This is a genomic window from Pseudomonas sp. PvP009, assembly GCF_017832995.1.
Taxonomy (GTDB): domain Bacteria; phylum Pseudomonadota; class Gammaproteobacteria; order Pseudomonadales; family Pseudomonadaceae; genus Aquipseudomonas; species Aquipseudomonas syringae.
On the sequence record NZ_JAFIBG010000001.1, the window covers coordinates 1,128,907 to 1,152,601 of the forward strand.

The window sequence follows — 23,695 nt, forward strand, 5'->3', positions numbered from 1 at the left end:
CCGCCTTAAGTCGCAAGAAAGCATGCCGACAACCTCATCAGCAATGAGATTGACGGTCTTCGACCGCGTCCTGGCGTACCTTCTCGAAGAGCAACACGATCATCAAGATCAAGGCGGAGCAAACGCGCGTGAAGGTCATGAAGCCAGCTTTCAAACCCGTCTCAGCGGCTTGAACTCATTCCCTATCCGTCCCCGATTCTTGCGTAATTAACTTGGCCAGGCATCCGTTGCCCCGGAGTTTCTACATGTGTTCGATGTGCGATGCACTTACCCAACTTTGGGACGAAGGAGCGACTGGCCAGGGTGCGGCTAAACAGACAGCCACCAACCAAGCGGCGCTTGGGCACCTGACGCTCGACCAACAAGCCAACTACCTTACTGATGGCTATTGGCACGACGCCTATGGCGGTTCCCAGCACCATTTTGACGTGCACGCCGGAGGGTCGCTCACTGTCAACCTGGCAAGTTTGAGCGCAAGCGCTCAGGTTGTTGCTCGATATGCGCTGCAAACCTGGACCAATGTCAGCGGCCTAAACTTTGTGGAAACCACCGCTGCCGCTGCGATCAATTTCAGCGAACAAAAAAGCGGTGCGTACAGCAACTCCAATTATGCGGGCAGCATCATCTCGGACAGCAGCGTCAACATCGCTTCCGATTGGGTGAAATACGGTTTGTATTATCAGCAAACCTACATTCATGAAATCGGCCACGCGCTGGGGTTGGGCCATGCGGGCAATTATAACGGGAGCGCGACCTTCCCCAACAATGCCTTCTATCAAGAGGACAGCTGGAAATACTCGGTGATGTCCTACTTCAGCCAGGACGAGAATACGTATTCCAATGCCTCTTTCGGCTATGTCGCTACCCCCATGCTGGCGGACATCGTAGCCATCCAGTCACTGTACGGCACCGCCGCTACCCGCACAGGTGACAATACCTACAGTTTCAACAAGACTTCCATCAACACCGGAACCGACTTCGTGCCCGGCCTGGTGGCCACGATCTATGATTCGGGCGGCAACGACACGATCAACGTCAGCACCTATGTCGGCGCTCAGACAGTCGATCTGAGAAGTGAAGCTTTTTCCAGCCTATACGGCGGTCTATCGAATATTGCAATCGCGCGCGGTACGGTTATCGAGAACGCCATAACTGGTGCAGGCGCAGATACGCTGATAGGCAACGCCAGTGACAACTTTCTAAATGCAAACGCGGGCAATGACCAGTTGCAAGGCGGCGATGGCAATGATTGGCTGATGGGTGGGGCGGGCTCGGACGTGCTCAATGGTGGCAACGGCATCGACACCGCCTTGTATACCGAGGCAGGTGCTCGCTACTTTGCAACGTACGATACCGCGCTGGTGAGGAATGCCACCCTCAGCGTTCATGATGCGCAAACGTCCGATGTGGACACACTTTCAAGCGTCGAAAGGCTGTCTTTCAGCGACCGCAATGCCAGTCTTGACGAACTGCTCATGGCTTTTCACAGCCGTTATGGCGCCTTCAACGCCGAGAGTGACGCCACTGTTTCGTTGAGTTTTAGCACCGATCTTCATCACATCGCGCTCACCGAGGATCAGGCTGACATTGCCAGGCTTTATTCACTGTTCGGTCGGACGCCCGATTATCAGGGGTTGAATAACTGGCTGACGCAGCAGGCGATCGGCAGTTCGGATGCAGAGATTCGCGATGGCTTTCTGAATTCCATTGAAGGGATGCAGCGCTACAGCGGGCTTGGTGATCGGGACTTTGTCCTTGATCTCTATCAGACCGTATTGCATCGCACAGGCGAAGAATCAGGTGTGTCGTCCTGGAGCACGCTGCTGCAGGCGGGTGGGAGTCGAGCAGCGGTCGCTGATGGCTTCCTGAATTCGCGCGAGAGCCGTGACCTCTCGGAAGGCGAGACGGGGTTCATCAGGATCGTGGCTCATAACGCCTGGAACAATCTGGATATGGTCATAGGCAAGGGCGTGGCTACCGGCACGGCTGGGGATGATCAGATCAGTGAGCAGGAAGTCAGGCTGGACAGCAATGCGGTTTCGCATCTGGCGGGCAACGCTGGTATCGACACCTTTATTTTCAACGGCGCTGCATCCGCCTACACGATCAGCGCGCTTGATACCGACACGCTATCAGTCAGTCGTTCCACTGGAGCGGCGGCGAAATTCGAACTGAGTGGGTTCAATGTGCTCGATTTCGCAGATCGCGAACTGTTCGTCCTCGACTCTGCGCAGGCAAGCATTGGTCGTCTGTATACCATTCTGGATCGTGCTCCCGATATTGAAGGCCTGAAGTCCTGGCTGTCTCATGGCGCCGCAGGCGCAACCGGTGCCCAGGTTGCGGGTGGTTTTGTGCAATCTGCCGAATTTTCCCAAAGCCTGCCCAATGGCAGCAGCAATACAGCCTTTGTCGAACATCTGTATCACAATGTCCTGGACAGAGGCAGCGACGCTAACGGCCTTGCCTATTGGGTCCACTCGCTGGACGGCGGCACAAGCCGTGGACAGGTCGCATTCAATATCGCCAACTCCGCGGAGTCTGCTGCACTGACTCAAGGCGATGCCGGCTTCATTCACCTGGTAGGGCATGCTGATTGGGTTTGACTTCGCGATGGCTGCAAACCTTACGTTCGCCGGGGTTGCAGACCACTTGGGGATTTCTCTCTCCGTTTCTAAACACGTCGAGCTGAGCGAGGCATTGGAGAAGGAGATTTCGTCGATTGAGTTGTACCCTGACGCTGTCCGGGCGATCGTTGAGCTTCAAAACTCAGACATCCTGGTAGGGGTTTATTGAGTGATCGAAGGGGAAACGCGGGTCAGACAAGACGCCGTGTCGAGGGAATCGACGGTGCATCAAATTTTTGGGGATTCCGGGAGAACTGATGGTGGGGCGGCGAGAAGGTATTGATGGCCTTAGGCGCTAGGGCGAAATTGCTTGGCATGCCCGGGATCATTGGCTGGAAGATGGAGCGGGTAGAGGGAATCGAACCCTCAACTAAAGCTTGGGAAGCTTTCGTTTTACCACTAAACTATACCCGCTCTGATAGCTGCTCTGAGCGGCTGACTTTGTACCAGAACCCTGCCCTGATTTGAAGCGCTAATTTCACTGCGCAGCGCTTTGCCTCCTGATACTCACCCTGAAAACCAACCGCCAGATGGCGATGCTCCGTAACTGACGGCGGCTTCGTGTGTGGTTTTCAGAAGGTCAGGGACGGGTAGTCCTGAACCCGGTTATGGACGTCGCGTGACACCTGTCCCGGTTGCAGGAAGTTCATCAGCACCTGTTTCGAGTCGCGGCAGGCGGCCTTGTGTTCCATGTCCAGAAAGTGGCCGGTGGCGTCGATGGTGCTGAAGCTGCAGTCGCGAAGGTATCTGGAGAAGTGGGCGGCGTCGTTTGCGCAGGTGTATTCGTCCAGGGCTCCGTTGATGAACAGCACGGGGACGGTGATGTTCTTGCCTGCGGTCAGGTAATTGTCCGGGTCGAGCTCCAGGACCTGGCTGAAGTGGTAATGCATCTGGTCATATTCGTGAGCATCCAGGCTGCTGATATGACGGAAATTGAAGCGTTTGAACAACGTAGGCAGATGCTTGCCGACGGTGTTGTTGATCAAGTGGCCCATGTCATAACGGTTGTGCGCGCCCAGGTGCGTGATGCCGTGACACAGGTAGTCATGCATCTTCTCGTTGATCACTGGGGAGAACGAGCTGATCACTGCGCTTTCGATGCGTTTCGGCCGATGCGCCAAAGCAACCAGCGTGGCCGCGCCGCCCCACGAGAACGACAGCACGTGCTCGGCGTTGAAGTGATCGATCAGTTCCAGCAGCAACTGGCCTTCTTCTTCCCGGGTCAGTGGCGCGCCATGCAGGTTGTGCGGTTTGGATTTGCCTGAATAGGGCTGGTCGTAAAGCACCACGTTGAAGGTCGGGTAGAGGTTGCGGACGGTCTGGGTAAATGAAGCGGTGGTGGCCAATGAGCCGTTGACCAGAATGATGGTCTTGGCGGCGGCATCGGTGCGATAGAGTTCGGTATAAACCCGAAACTGTCCTTGTATGTCGAGCACTGCTTTTTCTGGCGACATAGGTTTCACTCCTGGCGTAGACAGGTATGCGTGCCTATGACATTGCCCGCGTTTCGTGACAGACATGCGATAGTCGATCAACGGCCTGTGCCGATCCGACCAGCGTCTGCCAGGAGGCCATGACGTTCAAAACAGGCCGATTTCGCCGGCGTTCAGCGCGCGATAGCTGCCTGGGCGCAGGCCAGGGTCCAGCGCCAGCGCGCCGATGGTTTCCCGATGCAGGCGCAACACTTTGTTGTCGAAGTGGCCGAACATTCGTTTCACCTGATGATAGCGGCCTTCGACAATGCTCAGGCGCGCACTTTGCGGCCCCAACAAGGTCAATTGCGCCGGTTGTGTGGTGAGGTTTTCGAATGCGAAATACAGGCCTTCGGCAAACTTCGCGGCGTAGCGTTCGTCGATCGGTTGCTCGGTCTCGACGTAATACACCTTGGGCATTTTGGTCTGTGGCTGAGTCAGGCGCCGCGACCATTGACCATCGTTGGTTATCAGCATCAGGCCGGTGGTGTTGAAGTCCAGCCGTCCGGCGATGTGCAGTTCGTGCTTGTCAGGCTCGTCCAGCAAATCGAGCACGGTCGGATGCTGCGCATCGCTCGTCGCGCTGACGCAGCCTTCAGGTTTGTGCAGCATGAAGTAGCGGGGGACTTTGCCTGCCTGGAGGATCTCTTCGTCGAGCGCCACACAACTGAATTCGCGTACTTCGTGGTGCGGGTCGCGGGTTGCCTGGCCGTCTACCTGCACGCGTCCGCTGGCCAGTGCCAGGCGCACTTGCTGACGATTGAAGCGTGGCAGGTTGCTGAGGAAACGATCAAGGCGCATGGCGATAACGGCGAGCGGAGGAAGGGGCGCGCATCTTACTCTGTGGCCCGGCGTGCCTGGGGACCTGGCGCTGCATCTTCGATCCCGGCGCAGCGCGGGCACAGACACGCCTTGTCGCGAAGGTTATCCGGCAGGGCTGCCAGCAATGCCGGGTCGATGCTTTGCGAAAAGCACCAGCAGGGCCGGTCCACGGTGCGCGGATCGGCCAGGCTGCATTGGTTGCTGAAGCCGCACAAGGGGCACAGCGCGGTGTCAGGGGAGGCCGTTGTCATGTCGAGAGTAAGCGCCGTGCTGGATGATCGGGGTGTCTGGTTCAGGCCATATTAGCAATCACCGAGCTCGCTGTCGGGGCATGATAGACGGGTGAGCGGTTCATCAGCGCCGATATCGCCGCACACCGGCAGTGCACGAGCAATATTCTGTCGTAATGGATGCCTTGCATGGACAGGCTTTCGAACAGGTCGGCCAACGATGGTGGGGGCATGCCGAAGCGGTTGCGCACTGTCAGAACATCCATCGGCGTCGGCGGCAACCAGCCGCGCAAGGGCGACGCCCGCGAGTTGCCCACCACGCTTGCGATCTCGTCATAGCTCTCGCTGGTCGTTGTCTGAAACTTGGACAGGCTGTAGTTCTTCAGTCTGCCGGGCAGCGAAGTGCCTGCTATCAGCTTGTCGGTGAGAAGTAGAGGTTCAAGCGGCGTGGGCTGCATCACGCTATGCACCGCCGTATTGGAAAGTGCGAATGGCCGGGCGTTCTTGTTGACGACCCGATGCAGCTTCGGGTCCACCAGTTCGTAGCCATGCGGCGCGTAGGTGCGAATCTCGGTGCCATTGGGGATCTTCACCGTCCGGGACCACGGTGTGTAGTACCCATGGCTGCTGACCACCAGAGTGCGCGCCTGACCCCTGTCGGACGTCCATAGAAGGAACCTTTTACCCAGCTTCCAGGCATGGACCTGCAACAGGTTTGACGAGACGGCAGTGCTGACTGTCCAGCGTTTGAGCAGGGCGTCGGTGTGAAAGAATTTCTCCAGCCGGGTCTGGCGCGGGGTGACAAATTGTCTGCGCAACGGCCGGGTGCCGAACGCCCGGTCGAGTGTAATCGCTACGGTTTGGGAACTGCTCACGGCAGGTTTTACGATTCGGCTCAGTGAGCGCAGCATCCTTGGTGTGTGCGGAGCCAGTTGCAGCAAGCCCAGCGTTAGCGTGGCCAGCAGCGCCTGGTTTTTCTCTGCGTAACGGCTGCCTGGCAGATGCGTTGCGGCAATGGCCAGCGAGGTGATGCCAATCTCCGTGGCCAGGGAGGCAACGAGCGCAGGTGTCAGCAACAAGGACATCGGCACCAGGAGCCGCTGTAATTGCTGAAGCCGGTCGGTCCAGTCCGCCAGTGTTACCTGTGTTGATGTGACGATCTGATCTTCTGCGTCATCCAGCGCGTTCTGCTTGAGCAGTCGGTGCAGAAAAGCGAATGGCGTGTCTTCCAGCCTTTTCTCACACAACGAGTGGTTCATGGCCTGGCGCGTGTCCGGGTTGTAGAGTGCATCGATCCAGGGGCGAAGGATGGAAACGGGCGGGTTGGGCGCCTGTGTCCCGCCCCATAATTTGAGCAGGTAGTCCAGGCGCTGGTGATGACGGCGCGGAACATAACGCATGACCGTCTCACGCCACTCCGGACTGGCCGTTGCCCGGCTCAGATGCAGCTTCAGCGCCGTGTCGTCTGCAAACTCGATGAACGCATCGGCATGGCCCGCCTGATAAAGCACGTTCGGTGAGCCCGGCTGCTCAAGTACCAGCAGGCCGGTGTACTGCTGTTGCATGGCGTCGATCAACGCGCCCTGAACGAAAAAACCGAGTGACCGCCAGTTATGAGGAGCAGGGTGCGCGAGGGTGTCCACGAGCAGATCGAAGGTGCCGCGCGTGAGGCTGCCGCGCTTCAGGCTGATCAGTGCCTGGTTGATGAAGGTGGTTCTGAATGCCTGTTGTATGGTGGTTCGCTGCTGATCCCAGAAGTCGTGGATGCGTTGAGTCATCCAGGTCAGAAAGTCGAAGGCTCTGATGTAGTCCTCGAGCGCCTGCGGGCTGATATCAAGCACCTGACCCTGCTCACTGTCGCCCTGCCCGGTGGGGTCGAAGAACACCACGGTGCTGCCGCCGTGATCGATGTAGCCAGCCGGATGATCGACTCGGTAATTGCTTATAAGCGCCTCGCTCAGGCTGATTGGCCTTGGGTCGGGCGTGTGAACAGACGTAGGCGGCAACCGGGGGTTGCCCAGGGGGGTGCTCGAATAGCCGGGTCGATAAGCGATGAACACATGCTCGGGGTTGATCGTCAGCGTGTGGTTTTCCTGTAAATAGCTCGCCATGACTTGCCCGGCCATTTTCGACGCAACCGGGATCTGTTCCAGAATGCTCGGCTGTGTCTGCCACAGGTCTGCGGCACCTGCCAGCGCCAGGCCACGAGCGACGGGCCTGAGCAGGTCGAGCGTGCTGCGCGCGTGGCTGTCGGCAAGAAGCCCGGCGAACGAAGCCTGGGTCACTGCGGTGAACAGGTCGCCTTCGATCAGCGACGCCTCGACAACGATGCCGGCATGCTGCTCAAGCGAAAGAAATACCTGGCCGTAGAGCCCTGAGGCGTTCATGGCCGCCAACAGCCGCCTGCTCATCTGGCGTGGATCATCGCTGATGTATTCGATGACGTTACCCTTGGCACCCAGAATGTGAATGAAACAATGCGACGTGGTTTTCGAGCTGATCTGAAATATCTCCGGCACCTGTTTGCCATTCAGCATCAGGGCTCGGACTTCGGATTTTTCACCTCGTCCGCTCATGCTCAGCGTGTCGGTGGCGGCGGGAAACCGGTCCAGCCCCAAGGCGTCCAGCGTCAACCAATAACCGTCCCGACTGATGTGTCTGTGGTTGAGCTGCCGAGCCAGGTTGTCAAGGAACGCCAGCCGCGACAAGGTGCGCCAGGCTGCCTCGTGCCGGGTCCTGAATGTCTGCAGTACGGCGTTGTAATTGCGTTTGAGCGGCAGCTCGCCAATCAGCTTGAACATCCGCGCGGTTGTCAGCGCAGGCGTGTCTTCGCACAGTGAACTATCGGCGAGGGTGCTACGCGACAGCGCCTGGAAGTGCGCAGGCTCGAAGCTGGCCAGCGCCACATCGGTCAGCGACAGGCTGACGCTGTAATGCTCGTGTCCATTGTCGTCCACGGCAGGTCGGTCATCGTTGCTGAACGTGATCTGCAGGGCGTCCGGGTCGAGTGCCTTGTCGCTCGTCTGCGTGAGCAGCGTGGTCAGTTGCTGGCGAACATAATCCTGTCGCGTCGGCGGAAAGTCCATGTCCAGTTGGCAGGCTTGGAGGAGTAACGTCGAGTCGGCAATCAGCCGGAAACCTGCGCTGTTACGCATGGCTCTGAGTTGACGCTCGATGTGTGGCGCGGCGTCTTTCGGCTCGCTTTCTTCGGTCACCGCAGGCAACGGTGTTGGTTCGGGCACTGAAAAGCCGTCCGGCAGGATGAACGGCATTGATGCGTTCAGCGTGTCGTGCCTGCTACTGCTGTGCTCGGGACGCAGAACGCTGGTTTGCTCCAGCAGTAAAGAGGACGGGTGAAACAGCGTGTCCTGACGAAGCGGACTCCAGATGGGGGGCATGACGTGCGGTCGAAATGAATGGATGCCCATTATTTCGGCAAGCGAGATGGGGAAGGTCATAACTATGTATTGCAACTTCCCGTCGCGCTGAAAGAGTGAGACGGCACGCCCGAGCATGCCGCCTTGCGCTCACTGCGGTTGCACGTGCGCACGCCAGCCGCCGAGATGGCTGATGTCGCGGGCGCCCTCCAGACCATAGGCTTCGCAGATGAAACCGGTCTCCCAGCGGCCGTCGGCCAATTGCACCTTGCCCAGCCCGAGCGGTGCTGGAATGCCGGTCAGGAACGACCCCAACTCGATACTTGGCAGCTCCCAGACCTCCACGTCGATGGCGACGCCGTGTTCGGTCACCCGCACCATGCCAGGCCGGAAGGGCGGACCACCGGCCAGCGCATACAGCCGATAGTCGGCCGAGCTTTGCGTGGTTTCCAGCAGGCGTGCCCCTCGTTGCCTGAGCTGCCAGTTCAATGCCAGTCCGTCCAAGTGAGCACCGCAGACCACCAACCGCGCCCTATCGTTGCGCGCAGTGGTTTGCGGTACAGGCAGCCGAGGTGCTTCGCCGCCAATCAAGGGCAGGGCGGTTTGCCGTTGCAAGGCGTCGGCCAGACTGAGCAGGTACTGATCGGTGAATGCGCGTCCGAACAGCGTCACGCCCCACGGCAGACCGTTGCCCATGAAGGCACTGGGCACGGCGACGGCGGCGTAGTCGAGCAGGTTGACGAAATTCGTGTAGTAACCCAGCTCCGAGTTACGCAACACCGGCTCGGCCGCCAGCTCTGCCGATGTCACCGGGCGGCCGATGCTTGGCGTCACCATGCATTCCAGGCCTTCAAGTGCCCGATCGCACGTCGCCTTGAGTGCTTGCAAACGGTACTGCGCGCGAAACGTATCGACCCCGCTGACCTGGGGAGCCTTGGCCAGCACGTCGCGGATTACCGGCAATACCGCGTCAGGACGTTCTTCCATTAACTGTCCGGCGACGCTGTAGCGTTCGGCCACCCACGGCCCCTCGTACAACAACCGCGCCGCTTCGAGAAACGGTGACAAGTCCACTGTGACCGCTTCGCCACCCAGCGCTGCAAGGTGGTCGATAGCTGCGTTGAACAGTCTCGGCCCCTCGGTACAGCCGAAGAACTGCAGGTCCTCCGCACGGGGTACACCGAAGCGAAACGGGCGAGGTGTGCCGAAAGCCGAGGCGTCGTTCCACAAAGGGTTGCGACGGCTGTACTCATCGCGCGGATCAAATGCGGCGATCAGTGCCAATAGCTCGCTGGCTTCCCGCGCCGTGGCGGTGAAGGTCGAGACGCAATCCTGCGTTCGGCATGCGGGCACCACGCCCGCCGTGGAAATCAGTCCCTTGCTGGCTTTCATTCCCACCAGGTTATTCAGTGCCGCGGGCACCCTGCCCGAGCCCGCCGTGTCGGTGCCCAGCGAGAAGCTGCTGACGCCCAATGCCACGGCCAGCGACGAGCCGGCGCTCGAACCGCCTGACGGGTACTCGTTCAACACGCTGTTGGGGCAGGCGCCATAGGGCGAGCGGCTGCCGTTCAAACCTGTGGCGAACTGGTCCAGATTGGTCTTGCCCATGGGCACGGCACCCAGCGCGATCAGGTGCGCGACGACGCTTGCCGAGTGCTCGGGTGTGTAGGCGTAGTCCGGACAGGCCGCGGTGGTTGGAATGGCCGCCAAATCAATATTGTCCTTGATCGCGAAGGGGATGCCGAACAGCGGCAGGTCTTTGGGATCACGAGCATCCAGTGCAGCCAGATAAGGCTCGAGTTCAGCCGGGCTGAGCAGGTGGATGAACAGGTGATAATCGCTGTTCAGCCTTGCGGCTTTTTCGCGCAGCGCCAGGATCAGCTGGCGCGGCGATATTTTGCTGGACTGGTAGAGCGCGCGTACGGTGTCCAGACGCAGGTCATTGGGCAGTGCTATGTCGTTCATGACGGGATTCCCTTGGAAGTGAAAAGTGGGTCGATTCAGTCTGCGCTCAGCACCACCACCCGTTGCCCTGCGCGTACTGCCGAGCCGGGTTGCACCCTGACGTCCTGCACCACGCCGGCGATCGGGGCGAGCAGGGGGATTTCCATTTTCATGGACTCCAGAATCACCAGCACATCGCCTGCTTCCACGTGGTCGCCCGGTTGTACCTGGACTTGCCAGAGATTGCCGGCGATGTGGCTGTCGACGCCTTGCTGACCGGGTTGCAGAGGCTGTTCTTCGGTGTTTGGCGTCACGCCTTCATCGCTCTGGAAATCGGCCTGCCCGTTGGCGATCCAGCGTTCGCGCTCTGCGTTGAAAGCGGCGTTTTGCTGGGCGCGGAACGCCTCAATGCCTTCGGCTTCGCGGCTCAGGAAGGCTTGGTAATCAGCCAGATTCAGGGTGCTGTGTTCGATGTTCAGGGCGAAGCGACCCAGCGGGAAGTCGCGGCGGATACGCACCAGTTCGTCGGCGCTGACCGGGTAGAAACGGATCTGATCGAAGAAGCGCAACAGCCATGGTTTACCCTCGAAGGCAGCGACGTCGCGATAGCGATTCCACATCTGCAACGTGCGGCCGACGAACTGGTACCCGCCGGGGCCTTCCATGCCGTACACGCACATGTACGCGCCGCCGATGCCCACCGAGTTTTCGGCGGTCCAGGTGCGCGCCGGGTTGTACTTGGTGGTGACCAGCCGATGGCGCGGGTCCAGCGGCGTGGCCACCGGTGCGCCGAGGTACACGTCGCCCAGCCCCATGACCAGATAGCTGGCGTCGAACACCGTGCGCTGGACTTCGTCGAGGTTGGGCAGGTCATTGATACGGCGGATGAACTCCAGGTTGCTCGGGCACCAGGGCGCGTCCTTGCGTACTGTGGTCATGTACTTTTCGATGGCCAGCTGGCAGGCCGGGTCATCCCAGGACAGCGGCAGATGGACGATGCGCGAGGCCACTTGCAGGTCTTTCGCGGCGCACACGGCGTCCCATTCTCCGGCGACGATGTCGAGCAGTTGCCAAAGCGGCAGTTGCTCGGGGCGGTAGTGGACTTGCAGAGAGCGAATGCCCGGCGTCAGATCAATCACCCCCGCCAGCGCCTTGGCCTCCAGCGCAAGCATCAAGGCATGGCCGCGCAGACGCAGCACCAGATCCAGCTCCGGCGCACCGATTTCCAGCAGCAGATGGGTATCCCCGGACAGACGCGCAACCAGGCGTTTATCGTCCTGACCGATGTCGAGGATGACCGGGGAGGGAAGATCCTCTATACGGACAACTTCGCTGTCACGGGAGTTTGCGGTGCCCTGTAGGAGCGGACTTGTCCGCGAAGAGTCCTCTACAGTCGATGGATTTTCTGCGTCAGGACTATAGCTTTCGCGAACAAGTTCGCTCCTACGGAAGTTTGCGGTGCCTTGCGGGAGCGAGCTTGCTCGCGAAGAGGGCGTTGCAGCCGATGGATTTTCTGCGTCAGGAATATGGCCTTCGCGAGCAAGCTCGCTCCCACGGAAATTTGCGGTGCTTTGTGGGATCTGGCTTGCTCGAGAAGAGGGCGTCGCAGTCGATGGATTTTCTGCGTCAGGACTATAGACTTCGCGAACAAGTTCGCTCCTACGGAAGTTTGCGGTGCCTTGTGGGAGCGAGCTTGCTCGCGAAGAGGGCGTTGCAGCCGATGGATTTTCTGCGTCAGGAATATGGCCTTCGCGAGCAAGCTCGCTCCCACGGAAATTTGCGGTGCTTTGTGGGATCTGGCTTGCTCGAGAAGAGGGCGTCGCAGTCGATGGATTTTCTGCGTCAGGAATATAGCTTTCGCGAACAAGTTCGCTCCCACGGAAGTTTACGGTGCTTTGTGGGAGCGAGCTTGCTCGCGAAGAGGGCGTTGCGGTCGATGGATTTTCTGCGTCAGGAATATAGCCTTCGCGAACAAGTTCGCTCCTATGGAAGTTTGCGGTGCCTTGTGGGAGCGAGCTTGCTCGCGAAGAGGGCGGTACAGTCGATGGGTTTTCTGCGTCAGGACTATAGCCTTCGCGAACAAGTTCGCTCCCACGGGAGTTTGCGGTGCCCTGTAGGAGCGGACTTGTCCGCGAAGAGGGTGTTGCAGTCGATGGATTTTCTGCGTCAGGAATATAGCCTTCGCGAACAAGTTCGCTCCTACGGAAGTTTGCGTTGCCTTGTGGGAGCGAGCTTGCTCGCGAAGAGGGCGTTGCAGCCGATGGATTTTCTGCGTCAGGAATATAGCCTTCGCTAGCAAGCGCGCTTCCACATCGTTCTGCATGACACGCCTCGACGCTCACCGGGGTGAATCGGACTCTGTCGCCAGCCTTCAATTGCCCCAGCTGCCACAGGTCCGCTTCGATGATGGTCACCGGGCAGACGAATCCGCCCAGGCTGGGTCCGTCCGGCCCGAGGATTACCGGCATGTCGCCGGTGAAATCCACCGCGCCGATCGCATACGGGTTGTCGTGGATGTTGGACGGGTGCAACCCCGCCTCGCCGCCATCGGCACGCACCCATTCGGGTTTGGGGCCGATCAGGCGAACGCCGGTGCGGCTGGAGTTGAAATGCACTTCCCAGTCGGTCGCGAAAAACCTCTCGATGTACGCTTCAGTAAAGTATTCCGGGGCGGCATGCGGGCCGTAAATGACCCTCATCCGGCGCACGTCTGTCAGCGCTTCAAGTGCCTCATCGGCAATCCGCTGCCCCGCACTGCGCTCCACCAGGGGCACGATGTGCAGCACATCGCCGGCGCGCAGCGCGCGACCGCCATGACCGCCGAACTGGCCGAGGGTAAAGGTACTTTTGCTGCCCAGATAATCCGGCACGTCGAGCCCGCCGCGCACGCACAGATAGCTTCGCACACCGGCACCTGCGATGGTGCCCAGCGACAACGTCGAACCGGCGCTCACGAATAGCGCGGTGTTCATCGCACAGGCTTGGCCATTGAGGGTGATCGGGATGTGTGCACCGGTCACTGCGACCACCGCATCGGTGTTGAAGCGCAGTAGCGGCCCGCTCATGGTTATTTCCAGCGCGGCGCATCCTTCAGGGTTGCCCAGCAGGCCGTTGCCCTGGCGCAACGCGCGGCTGTCCATCGGCCCGGATGGCGGTACACCGACCGCCCAGTAGCCCAGTCGTCCCGGATAATCCTGAACGCTGGTCTGTGTGCCGCCGCTCAGCACTTCGAAGGTGTCAGCGTGATACACCAGATCTTCCAGACAGCGGGTCCACGGCTGGCCACTGGCGAACGGCGCGTCGACAATGATCTGGCGCAGGTAGTCGCGATTGGTTTCCACACCGTACAGGCGCGTTTCGTTCAGCGCGTCGATCAGCCCGGCGCTGGCGTCCTCGCGGGTCGGTGCCCAACTGATCAGCTTGGCGATCATCGGGTCGAAGTACGGCGGTATCTCACAACCGGCCTCGACCCAGGTGTCGATGCGCAGCGACCGGCCATCCGCAGGCGGGAAATCAGCCGCAGTCAGCAGGCCAGGGCAGGGCTGAAAGTCACGGCCCGGATCTTCCGCGTAGAGCCGCGCCTGAATGGCGTGGCCAACCGGTTTCAGGCCGGCCTGCAACTGATCCAGCGGCGGCAGATCACCGGCGGCCAGTTGCACCATCCAGCTGACCAGATCCACGCCCCACACCTGCTCGGTGACGCCGTGCTCGACCTGCAAGCGTGTGTTCACTTCCAGAAAATAGAAGCGCTGATCTTCACTGTCGAAGACGAACTCGACCGTCCCGGCGCTGCGGTAATCGACTGCCCTGGCGAGTTTGACAGCCGCTGCGCACAGCTCTTCAGCCATGCCGTGCGGCAGGTTCGGGGCCGGGGTTTCTTCCAGCACTTTCTGATTGCGCCGCTGTACCGAGCAGTCGCGTACGCCGAGCGCCAGCACTTCTCCCTGACCGTCGCCGAACACCTGCACTTCCAGGTGGCGGGCGCGCTGGATGTATTTCTCGATGAATACACCCGCGTCACTGAAATTGTTCTGACCGAGGCGCTTTACCGCCTCGAACGAGTCGGCCAGCTCTTCGGCGCTGCGACACACACGCATGCCGATGCCACCACCGCCCGCCGTGCTCTTGAGCATCACCGGGTAGCCGATGGTGCGGGCTGCCGCGATGGCTGACTCCAGGCTGTCGAGCAGTTCAGTGCCCTTGAGCATGGGCACGCCATGCTGCCTGGCCAGCGCTCGGGCGGTGTGTTTGAGGCCGAATACGCGCAATTGCTCGGGCGTCGGGCCGACGAAGGCGATACCGGCGTCTTCGCAGGCCTGAGCGAACGCAGCGTTTTCGGAGAGAAACCCGTAACCGGGATGAATGGCTTTGGCGCCGCTGGCTTTGGCGATGGCGATGATCTTGTCCACCGCCAGATACGTTCCGGCTGCGCCACCTTCGCCCAGGCTGTGGGCTTCGTCGGCCTGCATCAGGTGCAGGCTGGCAGCGTCGGCTTCGGAATACACCGCCACGCCCTTGACCTGCAAGGTGCGCAGGGTCCGCAGGATGCGGCAGGCAATGGCGCCACGGTTGGCGATCAGCAGTTTGTCGAACATGGCATAACCCCGGAAACCCAGTCGCGCTCGGTTTCGTGATGGGAAGCGGGCCGTCCCGCTATTGATCAATCTACGCAACGGTCGTCCGTTGCTGAGGGCAGGTGCCGGGTCAGTCGCGAATCAATAACTGCGCAGGCGTCGGGTTGTAGCCGTTGCAGGGGTTGTTGAGCTGCGGACAGTTGGAAATCAGCACGATCACGTCCATTTCAGCGCGCAGCTCGACGTATTTGCCGGGTGCGGAAATACCGTCTTCGAAGGTCAGGCCGCCTTCGGCTGTCACGGGTACGTTCATGAAGAAGTTGATGTTCGGGCCGATGTCGGCCTTACTCAGGCGACCGTCATGCATGCAGGCGCGCAGGTAGTTGTCACGGCAGCTGTGCATGTAGCGCTTTTCCAGGGCATAGCGCACGGTGTTGCTCTCTTGCGCGCATGCGCCACCGAGCGTGTCGTGGCGACCGCAGGTGTCATCGACAATGGTCAGCATCGGCTGGCCGAGGTTGGAAAACAGCACGCTGCCGGTGGTCAGGTACACGCTGTTCTGACGGCGCAGGGTGCGCTGCACGTCGTAGCGTTCACGCGGGTTGCTCAGACTGAAAAACAGTGTGTCGACGGCCTGATTGCCTTGCAGATCGAGGATGCGCACGGTCTGCCCGGCCTTGACCTCGGCCAGAAACGGCTCGCCGGCCGGGATGGTCGCGTCGCAGCAAAGGTGGGTGGGTGAGTTCATGACAAGGCTCCTCAGGCGAACAGGCGGTCGGTATTGATGAAGCCGCGCTCGTTTTCCGGACGCGAGGTGCGGCAGTGCTCGGCGACGCTTGCGTCGGCTTTCATCCAGCTGAGTTTCAGCGGTTGTGGGGTGTATTCGGGGTTGGGGTCCATCGGGTGTTGCAGCGCGGTCAGCACCACCAGCGTGTCCATCGGTGCGTAGAGTTCGATGTAGTCACCGGCTTTGGAATTATTCGGCGCGAAGTGCAGGGTTCCTGCCTCGTCGACATCGACACGGCTGAACAGGTTGAGGGTCATCAGCAGGTCGGACAGCCCCAGCCCCCATTTGCCCAGCTCGACCAGCAGGTTGTCGACGCCATTGCGAAAGAAGCCGTTGCGCAATTCCTGATAACGGCCCTGGCCGTATTTTTCAGCGACTTCCTGAGCATTGAGCACGCCGCCGATGCTGTCGCTCCAGCCGCAGGTGTCAGTGACGATGGCCGCCAGTACGCGGCCCATGTCCGAATACAGGCAATGACCGTTGCTCAGACGAGCGGTGTGCTGGCATTTGAGGCTGTCAGGCAGGTTCAGCCGTTCGGTTTTTTCGTGGGCGTTGAGCAGGGTCAGGCTGACGTTGGCGTTGCCGTGCAGGTCGGTCAGGCGCAGCAGTTCGCCGCGCTTGAGGATGAACGAACGATGGCCGCCACCGGGCAGCATCTCTTCGGCGAAAACCGGGTACAGCGTGGTTGAGTCAGTCATTGAACGGGCTCCTCTGAAACGTTGAGCAGCGAATCGATGGCGGCGCGTTCGGCGCGGCGTTCGCTGTTGAGGGGGATGTCGTAAGTGATGCGCGCGCCGTAGGCGCCGGGGGCGTGCGGGTCGTGGCGTACCTTGTCGAAAACCAGCAGGCGGGTGCCGAGGTTGAAACCTTCGGACAGGTCGTGGGTGACCATGAACACGGTCAGTTTCGTTTCGCGCCACAGGTCCAGCAGCAGGTGGTGCATGTCCTTGCGGATGCCCGGGTCGAGCGCGCCGAACGGCTCGTCCAGCAGCAGGACGCGCGGTTTCATGATCAGCGCCTGGGCGATCGCCAGACGCTGCTGCATGCCGCCGGACAATTGCGTCGGGTACTTGTCCAGCGCATGCCCCAGGCCGACCTTGCCGAGCAACTGTGCGGCGTTCTCGCGCGCCTCGCTTTTGGCCTGGCCGAACAGACGGCCGAGCCAGGGCGAGCGGGGCAGCTCCAGACCCAGCGCCACGTTGTCGAGCACCGACAGGTGCGGGAACACCGAATAGCGCTGAAACACCACGCCACGGCTGGCATCCGGCTCATTGCGTAGGGACGTGCCGTCCAGCGTGATCACGCCGCGACTGGCGGATTCCTGGCCCAGCAACAGGCGCAGAAAGGTCGACTTGCCGCAGCCCGACGCGCCGACCAGCGTGCAGAACTCGCCTTCGGCCACATCCAGGTTGAGGCCCTCGAGCACCACCTGATCGGCGTATTGCTGCCAGACATTGCGCACACTGATAAAGCTCATGCTCGCGCTCCTTCGTACCAGGGAAAGGCGCGTCGGGTCAGAGCTTTCAGGCCCCAGTCCATCAGCCAGGCGAGCAGGGTGATCCACACCACATAGGGCAGAATCACGTCCATCGCCAGATAGCGCCGCACCAGGAAGATCCGGTAGCCCAGGCCGTCAGTCGAAGCAATCGCCTCGGCGGCGATCAGGAACAGCCACGCCGAACCCAGCACCAGGCGCAGCGCGATCAACAGGCGTGGCAGCAATTGCGGCAGGATCAACCGCAGGATCAGTGTCCAGGTCGAGGCACCGAGGGTTTGCGCCTTGATCAGCAGTTCGACCGGAATTTCACGGGCGCGCTGTTCCAGATCACGGGCCAGAATCGGCGTGATACCGATCACGATCAGCATCACCTTCGATAACTCGCCCAGACCGAACACGATGAACAGAATGGGCAGGATGGCCAGCGGCGGCACCATCGACAGCACCGTCAGCAAGGGCGACAGCGGTGCGCCGCACAACGGCAGGATGCCCGCTGCGATGCCCAGACCCAGGCCCAGCAGCGCGCTGATCCCCAGGCCGATGGCCAGGCGTTTCAGGCTCGAGGCGCTGTCCTGCCACAGCAGGTAGTCACCGCTGCGCGGATCGGCAACGAACGCCATGCGCTTGACCGCATCGGCCATCTGTACCGCGCTGGGCAGTAGTTTGTCGCTGGGGTTTTCCGCAAGCCGGGTCGCCGAGCCCATGAAATAGGCGAACAGCAACAGGGCGAACGGCAGGATCACCAGTATCAGGCGACCGGCACGATCCGGATGGCGGTTTATCAAACGCATGGCAATGACCTTTCTACTGAGCGTGACTTACAGCTTGCCGTCGGCGGCCATCTGCACGTAGCTGGGGTCAAAGTGCAGCTTGAGATTGCCCTTGTCGCCGAGCGTCACGCCATTGGCGAACGACATGCCGACCGCATCGGCGTCGCGTGCGCCTTCGCCGAGCAAACCGTGAGCGAACGAGAAGTCAGCCACCTTGCGCTGTGTATCCGGCAGTTGTTTGCCGGTCGCGAACTCAAGGGCTTCCTTGGGCGTGGCAAACAGCTTGGTGGTGTCCAGTTGCGCCTGGAAGCCGGCCAGATCGGTGCCCGATGCCTTGGCCATGTGTTCCAGCGCAGCCTTGGCCTGAGCATTTTTGGCATTCATCAGCGCGACCACTTCAAACCAGGCGCCGGTCAGGGCTTTGCCCAGGGCCGGGTTGTCTTTCAGGGTCTGGGTGTTGACGACCATCATGTCCATGATCTCGCCGGGGATCTGGCTGGAGTTGAACACTTCGGTCACGCCGGGCTTGGCCTTGATGTCCGAGAGCATCGGGTTCCAGGTGGTGACGGCCTGTACATCGTCGGTATTGAAGGCTGCCGAGATATCGGCATCCGAGGTGTTGACCACCTTGAGGTCTTTTTCACTGAGCTTGACGCTGTCCAGCGCTCGGGCCAGCAGGTAGTGAGACACCGACAGTTCGACCAGATTGACGTCCATGCCTTTCAGATCGGCGACTTTCTTGCCTTCGCCCTTGAGCACGATGCCGTCATTGCCATTGGAGAAGTCGCTGACGATCAGTGCCGTGCTTTCCACGCCACCTGCGGCCGGGATGGTCAGGGCGTCCATGTTGGTCATGGTGCAGCCATCGAACTGGCCGGCGGTGTACTGATTGATGGATTCGACGTAGTCATTGAGCTGAGTGACATCGATCTTGATGCCGTACTTTTTCGCCCACTTGTCGACGATGCCCTGGCTACCTGCGTATTCCCACGGCATCCAGCCTGCGTAGATGGTCCAGCAGACGTTGAAGTGATCTTTCTGGGCGGCATTCGCCGAGAGGCTCAACGCAGCAAACAGGCCTGCCGTCAGCAGACCGAAGAGACGAGACTTTTGCATGTTGAGAAATCTCCAGTAGTGAAAAAAGGCGGCCAGGAGCAACGTGACACCACTGGTGTCCCTGTCTCCCGGGCTTTTGTCCCGCCGTGTAACCTCTACTGGAGGTCGCCAACTCTCGGACCAGCCACTTGCCTGGCGGCAAGCCGGAACCCTAGTCGGCTATTGCAAATTGTGGTGCCGCGAACCTGTGTTGACTCCTGCACATCGCTCATCAAGCGAGAGTTGTGCCAACTCGTGCTGCGCCTTGTTTTTCAAGGCCTGGCCGAGTCGTCGACGGTCAGCTGCCGCAGGAACTGCCTTGTGCTGGTGCGAGAACGCACCGTGATGAGGCAAAGGTAGATGAAATGTTTTGTAGCATGTTTGTAGAAAGCCGAAACAGGCCTGCAGGCCTTGGTTGCAGAGCCTTTGCGCATCTGCTGGCGATCATTTGTATTGAGGCGTCGATGCAGCCCCAAGGCACTAGAAGGCCTTTTCGGTGTCAGATAATTCGTCCGCCAACCGCTTTGACGGACGCCGACCAGCGTCGCTGGTTTGGCCCAATCGCGGTCCAGGAGGCCGCCATGTATCGAAGACCCTTGCTTATCACGTTGCTGACCCTTTTCCTTTCTGGTTGCTACGCAGGTCCCGGTTACTACGAATCCGATGTGTACACGCAGCCGACTGTCGTTGGCGGTGCCTACGCGTATGACAATGGCTACCGCTCTACCTACTATCAGGAGCGACGCATCTATGTGGCGCCTCAACCGCGCTATTACTCCCCGGCACCCCGTTATTACGCGCCACCGCCCCCGCCGCGCTATTACCAGCCGGGACGTCCGCCGGGTTATGGCTGGAGAAACGACGGTTTCGGCCGCAATGACGGCTTTCGCGGCAATGGTGGCTTCGGCCGCAACGACGGCTTCCGCGGCGATCGAGGTAGCCGTGGCTGGGACGACCACGGTGGGCGTGGCGGACGGGATGGCCGTGATCATGGACGAGGCGGGCGCGGCGATGGTCGTGGTGGGCATCGATAGCTGAAATATGCGCGCTCGCTATCCTCCCAACCCTGTGAACTGACAGCTGCGAACTGACTGTTGCAAACTGACTATCGTGCCGACGCTCCGCGTCGGCACACTTTTCTGGACGCTCTGCGTCCGATCTTGAAGGCGCATGGCGCAACCGGCATTGACTTTGCTGTCCGGCTTTCCTAGTGTCCGCGCATTGTTTTTACCGGATGTAACCATGACTAGCGACGACCGCATCAAGCTTGAGCCGAGCTGGAAAGAAGCCCTGCGTGACGAATTCGAACAACCCTACATGGCTCAATTGCGCGAGTTTCTGCGACAGGAGCACGCGGCGGGCAAGGAAATCTATCCGCCCGGGCCACTGATCTTCAACGCGTTGAACTCCACGCCGCTGGATAACGTGAAAGTGGTCATCCTTGGCCAGGACCCTTATCACGGTCCGAATCAGGCGCATGGCCTGTGCTTCTCGGTGCAGCCGGGAGTGCCGACGCCGCCATCGCTGGTCAACATCTACAAAGAGCTGAAACGCGACCTGAACATCGATATTCCGAACCACGGTTGCCTGCAATCCTGGGCTGATCAGGGCGTGCTGTTGCTCAACACCACGCTCACTGTCGAGCGCGCCAACGCTGCTTCCCATGCAGGAAAAGGCTGGCAGCACTTCACGGACCGGATCATTCAAGTGGTCAGCGAGCACCAGCCGCATCTGGTGTTCCTGCTGTGGGGCGCTCATGCGCAGAGCAAGCAGAAACTGGTCGATGCGACCAAGCATCTGGTGCTGACCTCCGTCCATCCGTCGCCGTTGTCAGCCTACAAAGGCTTTTTGGGCAACGGGCATTTCGGCCGGGCCAACAAGTACCTTGAGCAAAACGGCATTGCGCCGATCGACTGGCGCTTGCCAGCGCTTTGATTTGCGAGGATTCCAGCGACCTGTTCAGTCAGCGAGCCGTTTGTTCCAGCGTCGGTATAGCGGCTCGGCGAGAAACAGCACGAACAGCAGGCGCATGACCTGCATGGCCGTGACCAGCGGCACCGACAGTTGCAGCACTTCGGCGGTCAGGCTCATTTCTGCGATGCCGCCGGGCATCATGCCCAGCGTCAGCGAACGCAGGTCCAGGTGGGTGAGGGCGCTCAGCACCAGTGCCGCCAGTGCGGCGATCAGCATGGTCAGCGCAGTGCCCAGCAGCGTGCGCGCCAGGAACGATGGCGCACGCCGAAAGAACTCCCGATTGAAATGACAACCCAGCCCGCTGCCAATCAGCAACTGGCCAAGCTGGCTGGCACCGTTGGGCAGGCCGATTTTCAGATCCCAGACCACGCTCGCCACGGCACTGAGCAGCAGCGGGCCGAACAGCCAGGGATTGGGCTGCTTGAGGCGTTGCCACAGCCAGGCCAGCGCAGCCCCGAGCGGCAGCAGAACGGCCAGCCAGCGCCAGTCCACGACGCTGGCATGCAAGGCTGGTGCGCCATCACCCAATAGGTATTTGAAGATCGCTGGCACGCACAGCACCACGGCGAGTACCCGCAGACTTTGTGCGGCCGCGACACTGCTCAGCGTTGCACCGTTGCGAGCGCCGAGGTTGACCATCTCCCCGGAACCGCCCGGCATGCTGGAGAAGAACGCCGTAGGGCGATCCTCGCCGGTACGCAGCATCAGCCACACGCCGACCAGACACGACAGGCTGGTGACCAGGGCACCGATGAAAATCAGCCCGAAATGCGCCAGTACCTGTTCAATGACCACCGGGGTGAAGTGCAGGCCGATGCCGATCCCGATGATCAGCTGACCGCATTTGCGCCCGCCGGGAATCTGCGCCAGCTGCCAGGGTGTCAGGCAGCGCACCAGGATGATTGCCAGCAACGAGCCCACCATCCATGGCAACGGCCAGCCGACCTGGCTGGCGAGGTAGCCGCCTAGCAGGCCGATCAGTGGCGTTGCCCACCATTGGCGCAGAGACGAATCAGCCATGTGCCGCAGCGGCCTTCTGTTTGGCGCGCTTGCGCCAGATGCGCAGCAGCGGGAACAGCAGCATGAACACGGTCACCACCCAGACCCCGAGGGTGATCGGGCTGGACCAGAGGATCCCCAGTTCGCCGTTGGAGATCGACAGGGCACGACGCAGGTTTTGCTCCATCAGGCCCCCCAGGATGAACCCGAGCAGGATCGGCGACAGCGGGAAGTCCAGCTTGCGCAGGATGTAACCGAAGATACCGATGCCGACCATCAGGAACAGGTCGAAGGTGGTGGCGTGCACCGCATACACACCGATGCCGGTGATGATCGCAATCACCGGGACCAGCGCCCAGTTCGGCACGGCGAGGATGCGCGTGAAGATGCGAATCATCGGGATGTTGAGGATCACCAGCATGATGTTGGCGATGAACAACGACGCGATCAGGCCCCAGACGATATCCGGTTGCTGTTGAAACAACATCGGGCCGGGCGTGATGTTGTACAGCGACAACGCGCCGATCATCACCGCCGTGGTGCCTGAACCCGGCACGCCGAGTGTGAGCATTGGCACCAGTGCGCCACAGGCTGTCGCGCCGATGGCTGTCTCGGGTGCGGCCAGGCCACGCATGTCGCCTTGGCCGAACTTGCCGCTAGCGCCGGCGATGCGTTTTTCCGTCATGTAAGCGACCGCGCTGGCCAGCGTCGCACCGGCACCAGGCAATACGCCAAGGATGAACCCCAGCAGACCGCAGCGAATGTTCACCACGAACACCGAAGCGGCTTCCTTGACGTTGAACATCATGCGCCCGGTGGCCTTGACGGCCTCCTGGCCACGATGGGTCTTCTCCAGGAGCAAGAGGATTTCGCTGATCGAGAACAGGCCCAGCACCAGCACCACGAACTGAATGCCATCGGTGAGGTGAATGTTGTCGCCCGTGAAACGGTACACCCCGCTGTTGGCGTCGATACCGACCGCAGACAGGAACAGCCCGATCAGCGCGGCAATGAACGTCTTCAGCGGCCGGTCACCGGCCATCCCGCCCAGACAGACGATCGCGAACACCATCAGCACGAAGTATTCCGCCGGACCAAAGGCAATCGCCCATTTGGCGAGCAGGGGGGCGAACAGCACCATGCCGCAGGTGGCGATGAACGCGCCGATGAACGAACTCCATGCCGACAGCGACAGTGCAACCCCGGCCAGGCCCTGACGTGCCATCGGGTAACCGTCCAGGGTGGTCATCACAGTGGACGCTTCACCCGGAATGTTCAGCAGGATCGAGCTGATACGTCCGCCGTATTCGCAGCCCAGGTACACGGCGGCCAGCAAGATCAGCGCCGACTCGGGCGGCAGGCCCAGCGCGAAGGCGATAGGGATCAGCAGCGCTACACCGTTGATCGGTCCAAGCCCCGGCAGCAGGCCGACGACAGTACCGATCAGTGTTCCGCACAGCGCCGTGATCAGGTTGTAAGGCGTCAGGGCGACACCGAAGCCCTGGCCCAGATAACCGAAAGTATCCATT

General features: G+C 60.6%; 16 protein-coding genes, 1 tRNA gene and 1 riboswitch. Of the genes, 3 read left to right on the forward strand and 14 right to left on the reverse strand.

The window, feature by feature from the left end:
* The first annotated feature begins 245 nt into the window (after positions 1 to 245).
* Positions 246 to 2,603 (forward strand): DUF4214 domain-containing protein, encoded by a 2,358-nt coding sequence (locus JOE29_RS05010; protein WP_210078899.1) that lies wholly within the window; start codon positions 246 to 248, stop codon positions 2,601 to 2,603.
* A gap of 361 nt (positions 2,604 to 2,964) precedes the next feature.
* Here JOE29_RS05010 and JOE29_RS05015 read toward each other — a convergent pair.
* The 12 genes from JOE29_RS05015 to JOE29_RS05070 form a co-directional block, all read right to left on the reverse strand.
* A tRNA-Gly gene (locus tag JOE29_RS05015) sits at positions 2,965 to 3,038 on the reverse strand.
* 158 nt (positions 3,039 to 3,196) lie between these two features.
* Entirely contained in the window at positions 3,197 to 4,078 is an 882-nt protein-coding gene (locus tag JOE29_RS05020) for an alpha/beta hydrolase (RefSeq protein WP_046237516.1), read from the reverse strand.
* A 126-nt stretch (positions 4,079 to 4,204) separates the two neighbouring features.
* Positions 4,205 to 4,897, reverse strand: coding sequence for a pseudouridine synthase (locus JOE29_RS05025; RefSeq protein WP_010424107.1), 693 nt, complete (start codon positions 4,895 to 4,897; stop codon positions 4,205 to 4,207).
* A gap of 35 nt (positions 4,898 to 4,932) precedes the next feature.
* Positions 4,933 to 5,169: a cysteine-rich CWC family protein gene (locus tag JOE29_RS05030; RefSeq protein ID WP_024648702.1), complete on the reverse strand. Its 237-nt coding sequence runs from the start codon at positions 5,167 to 5,169 to the stop codon at positions 4,933 to 4,935.
* 41 nt (positions 5,170 to 5,210) lie between these two features.
* Complete coding sequence (locus tag JOE29_RS05035) at positions 5,211 to 8,546, reverse strand: DUF6543 domain-containing protein (protein ID WP_210078901.1); 3,336 nt, start codon at positions 8,544 to 8,546, stop codon at positions 5,211 to 5,213.
* 129 nt (positions 8,547 to 8,675) lie between these two features.
* Positions 8,676 to 10,490: an allophanate hydrolase gene (gene atzF, locus JOE29_RS05040; RefSeq protein WP_103694532.1), complete on the reverse strand. Its 1,815-nt coding sequence runs from the start codon at positions 10,488 to 10,490 to the stop codon at positions 8,676 to 8,678.
* Between the two features lie 35 nt (positions 10,491 to 10,525).
* The gene (locus tag JOE29_RS05045) at positions 10,526 to 15,064 is read right to left on the reverse strand and encodes a 5-oxoprolinase/urea amidolyase family protein (protein WP_210078912.1); all 4,539 of its coding nucleotides are present in this window, start codon (positions 15,062 to 15,064) and stop codon (positions 10,526 to 10,528) included.
* A gap of 109 nt (positions 15,065 to 15,173) precedes the next feature.
* Positions 15,174 to 15,791 carry an urea amidolyase associated protein UAAP2 gene (locus JOE29_RS05050; RefSeq protein WP_003395856.1) on the reverse strand — a complete coding sequence of 206 codons (618 nt, stop codon included), beginning with the start codon at positions 15,789 to 15,791 and terminating at the stop codon, positions 15,174 to 15,176.
* An 11-nt stretch (positions 15,792 to 15,802) separates the two neighbouring features.
* A complete protein-coding gene (locus tag JOE29_RS05055; RefSeq protein ID WP_010414581.1) occupies positions 15,803 to 16,528 on the reverse strand; it encodes an urea amidolyase associated protein UAAP1 in 726 nt (241 codons plus the stop codon).
* A complete protein-coding gene (locus JOE29_RS05060) occupies positions 16,525 to 17,307 on the reverse strand; it encodes an ABC transporter ATP-binding protein (protein WP_058446261.1) in 783 nt (260 codons plus the stop codon). Before JOE29_RS05060 ends, JOE29_RS05055 begins: the two co-directional genes overlap by 4 nt.
* Positions 17,304 to 18,119, reverse strand: a complete 816-nt coding sequence (locus JOE29_RS05065; RefSeq protein ID WP_074951812.1) for an ABC transporter permease — start codon at positions 18,117 to 18,119, stop codon at positions 17,304 to 17,306. The genes JOE29_RS05060 and JOE29_RS05065 overlap by 4 nt, the downstream gene beginning before the upstream one ends.
* Before the next feature lie 27 nt (positions 18,120 to 18,146).
* The gene (locus JOE29_RS05070) at positions 18,147 to 19,214 is read right to left on the reverse strand and encodes a putative urea ABC transporter substrate-binding protein (RefSeq protein ID WP_210078914.1); all 1,068 of its coding nucleotides are present in this window, start codon (positions 19,212 to 19,214) and stop codon (positions 18,147 to 18,149) included.
* Positions 19,215 to 19,277: 63 nt separating this feature from the next.
* A riboswitch (guanidine-I (ykkC/yxkD leader) is annotated at positions 19,278 to 19,380 on the reverse strand.
* A gap of 478 nt (positions 19,381 to 19,858) precedes the next feature.
* Here JOE29_RS05070 and JOE29_RS05075 point away from each other — a divergent pair.
* Positions 19,859 to 20,227 carry a hypothetical protein gene (locus JOE29_RS05075; protein WP_210079998.1) on the forward strand — a complete coding sequence of 123 codons (369 nt, stop codon included), beginning with the start codon at positions 19,859 to 19,861 and terminating at the stop codon, positions 20,225 to 20,227.
* Positions 20,228 to 20,435: 208 nt separating this feature from the next.
* The gene (gene ung, locus JOE29_RS05080) at positions 20,436 to 21,128 is read left to right on the forward strand and encodes a uracil-DNA glycosylase (RefSeq protein ID WP_003425266.1); all 693 of its coding nucleotides are present in this window, start codon (positions 20,436 to 20,438) and stop codon (positions 21,126 to 21,128) included.
* A gap of 24 nt (positions 21,129 to 21,152) precedes the next feature.
* On the opposite strand, the gene JOE29_RS05085 is transcribed toward ung, so the two are convergent.
* Both JOE29_RS05085 and JOE29_RS05090 read right to left on the reverse strand, forming a co-directional pair.
* The gene (locus JOE29_RS05085) at positions 21,153 to 22,187 is read right to left on the reverse strand and encodes an AbrB family transcriptional regulator (RefSeq protein ID WP_096134544.1); all 1,035 of its coding nucleotides are present in this window, start codon (positions 22,185 to 22,187) and stop codon (positions 21,153 to 21,155) included.
* Positions 22,180 to 23,694 carry a tripartite tricarboxylate transporter permease gene (locus JOE29_RS05090; protein ID WP_010414611.1) on the reverse strand — a complete coding sequence of 505 codons (1,515 nt, stop codon included), beginning with the start codon at positions 23,692 to 23,694 and terminating at the stop codon, positions 22,180 to 22,182. Before JOE29_RS05090 ends, JOE29_RS05085 begins: the two co-directional genes overlap by 8 nt.
* Position 23,695: the final 1 nt, after the last annotated feature.

What these genes read in the sequence shown, in the direction of transcription:
- JOE29_RS05070 (WP_210078914.1), bottom strand. Translation starts at nt 19,214, where the DNA reads ATGCAAAAGTCTCGTCTCTTCGGTCTGCTGACGGCAGGCCTGTTTGCT.
- JOE29_RS05090 (WP_010414611.1), bottom strand. Translation starts at nt 23,694, where the DNA reads ATGGATACTTTCGGTTATCTGGGCCAGGGCTTCGGTGTCGCCCTGACG.
- JOE29_RS05035 (WP_210078901.1), bottom strand. Translation starts at nt 8,546, where the DNA reads ATGCCCCCCATCTGGAGTCCGCTTCGTCAGGACACGCTGTTTCACCCG.
- ung (WP_003425266.1), top strand. Translation starts at nt 20,436, where the DNA reads ATGACTAGCGACGACCGCATCAAGCTTGAGCCGAGCTGGAAAGAAGCC.
- JOE29_RS05030 (WP_024648702.1), bottom strand. Translation starts at nt 5,169, where the DNA reads ATGACAACGGCCTCCCCTGACACCGCGCTGTGCCCCTTGTGCGGCTTC.
- JOE29_RS05045 (WP_210078912.1), bottom strand. Translation starts at nt 15,064, where the DNA reads ATGTTCGACAAACTGCTGATCGCCAACCGTGGCGCCATTGCCTGCCGC.
- JOE29_RS05010 (WP_210078899.1), top strand. Translation starts at nt 246, where the DNA reads ATGTGTTCGATGTGCGATGCACTTACCCAACTTTGGGACGAAGGAGCG.
- JOE29_RS05055 (WP_010414581.1), bottom strand. Translation starts at nt 16,528, where the DNA reads ATGACTGACTCAACCACGCTGTACCCGGTTTTCGCCGAAGAGATGCTG.
- JOE29_RS05065 (WP_074951812.1), bottom strand. Translation starts at nt 18,119, where the DNA reads ATGCGTTTGATAAACCGCCATCCGGATCGTGCCGGTCGCCTGATACTG.
- atzF (WP_103694532.1), bottom strand. Translation starts at nt 10,490, where the DNA reads ATGAACGACATAGCACTGCCCAATGACCTGCGTCTGGACACCGTACGC.
- JOE29_RS05085 (WP_096134544.1), bottom strand. Translation starts at nt 22,187, where the DNA reads ATGGCTGATTCGTCTCTGCGCCAATGGTGGGCAACGCCACTGATCGGC.
- JOE29_RS05060 (WP_058446261.1), bottom strand. Translation starts at nt 17,307, where the DNA reads ATGAGCTTTATCAGTGTGCGCAATGTCTGGCAGCAATACGCCGATCAG.
- JOE29_RS05025 (WP_010424107.1), bottom strand. Translation starts at nt 4,897, where the DNA reads ATGCGCCTTGATCGTTTCCTCAGCAACCTGCCACGCTTCAATCGTCAG.
- JOE29_RS05050 (WP_003395856.1), bottom strand. Translation starts at nt 15,791, where the DNA reads ATGAACTCACCCACCCACCTTTGCTGCGACGCGACCATCCCGGCCGGC.
- JOE29_RS05020 (WP_046237516.1), bottom strand. Translation starts at nt 4,078, where the DNA reads ATGTCGCCAGAAAAAGCAGTGCTCGACATACAAGGACAGTTTCGGGTT.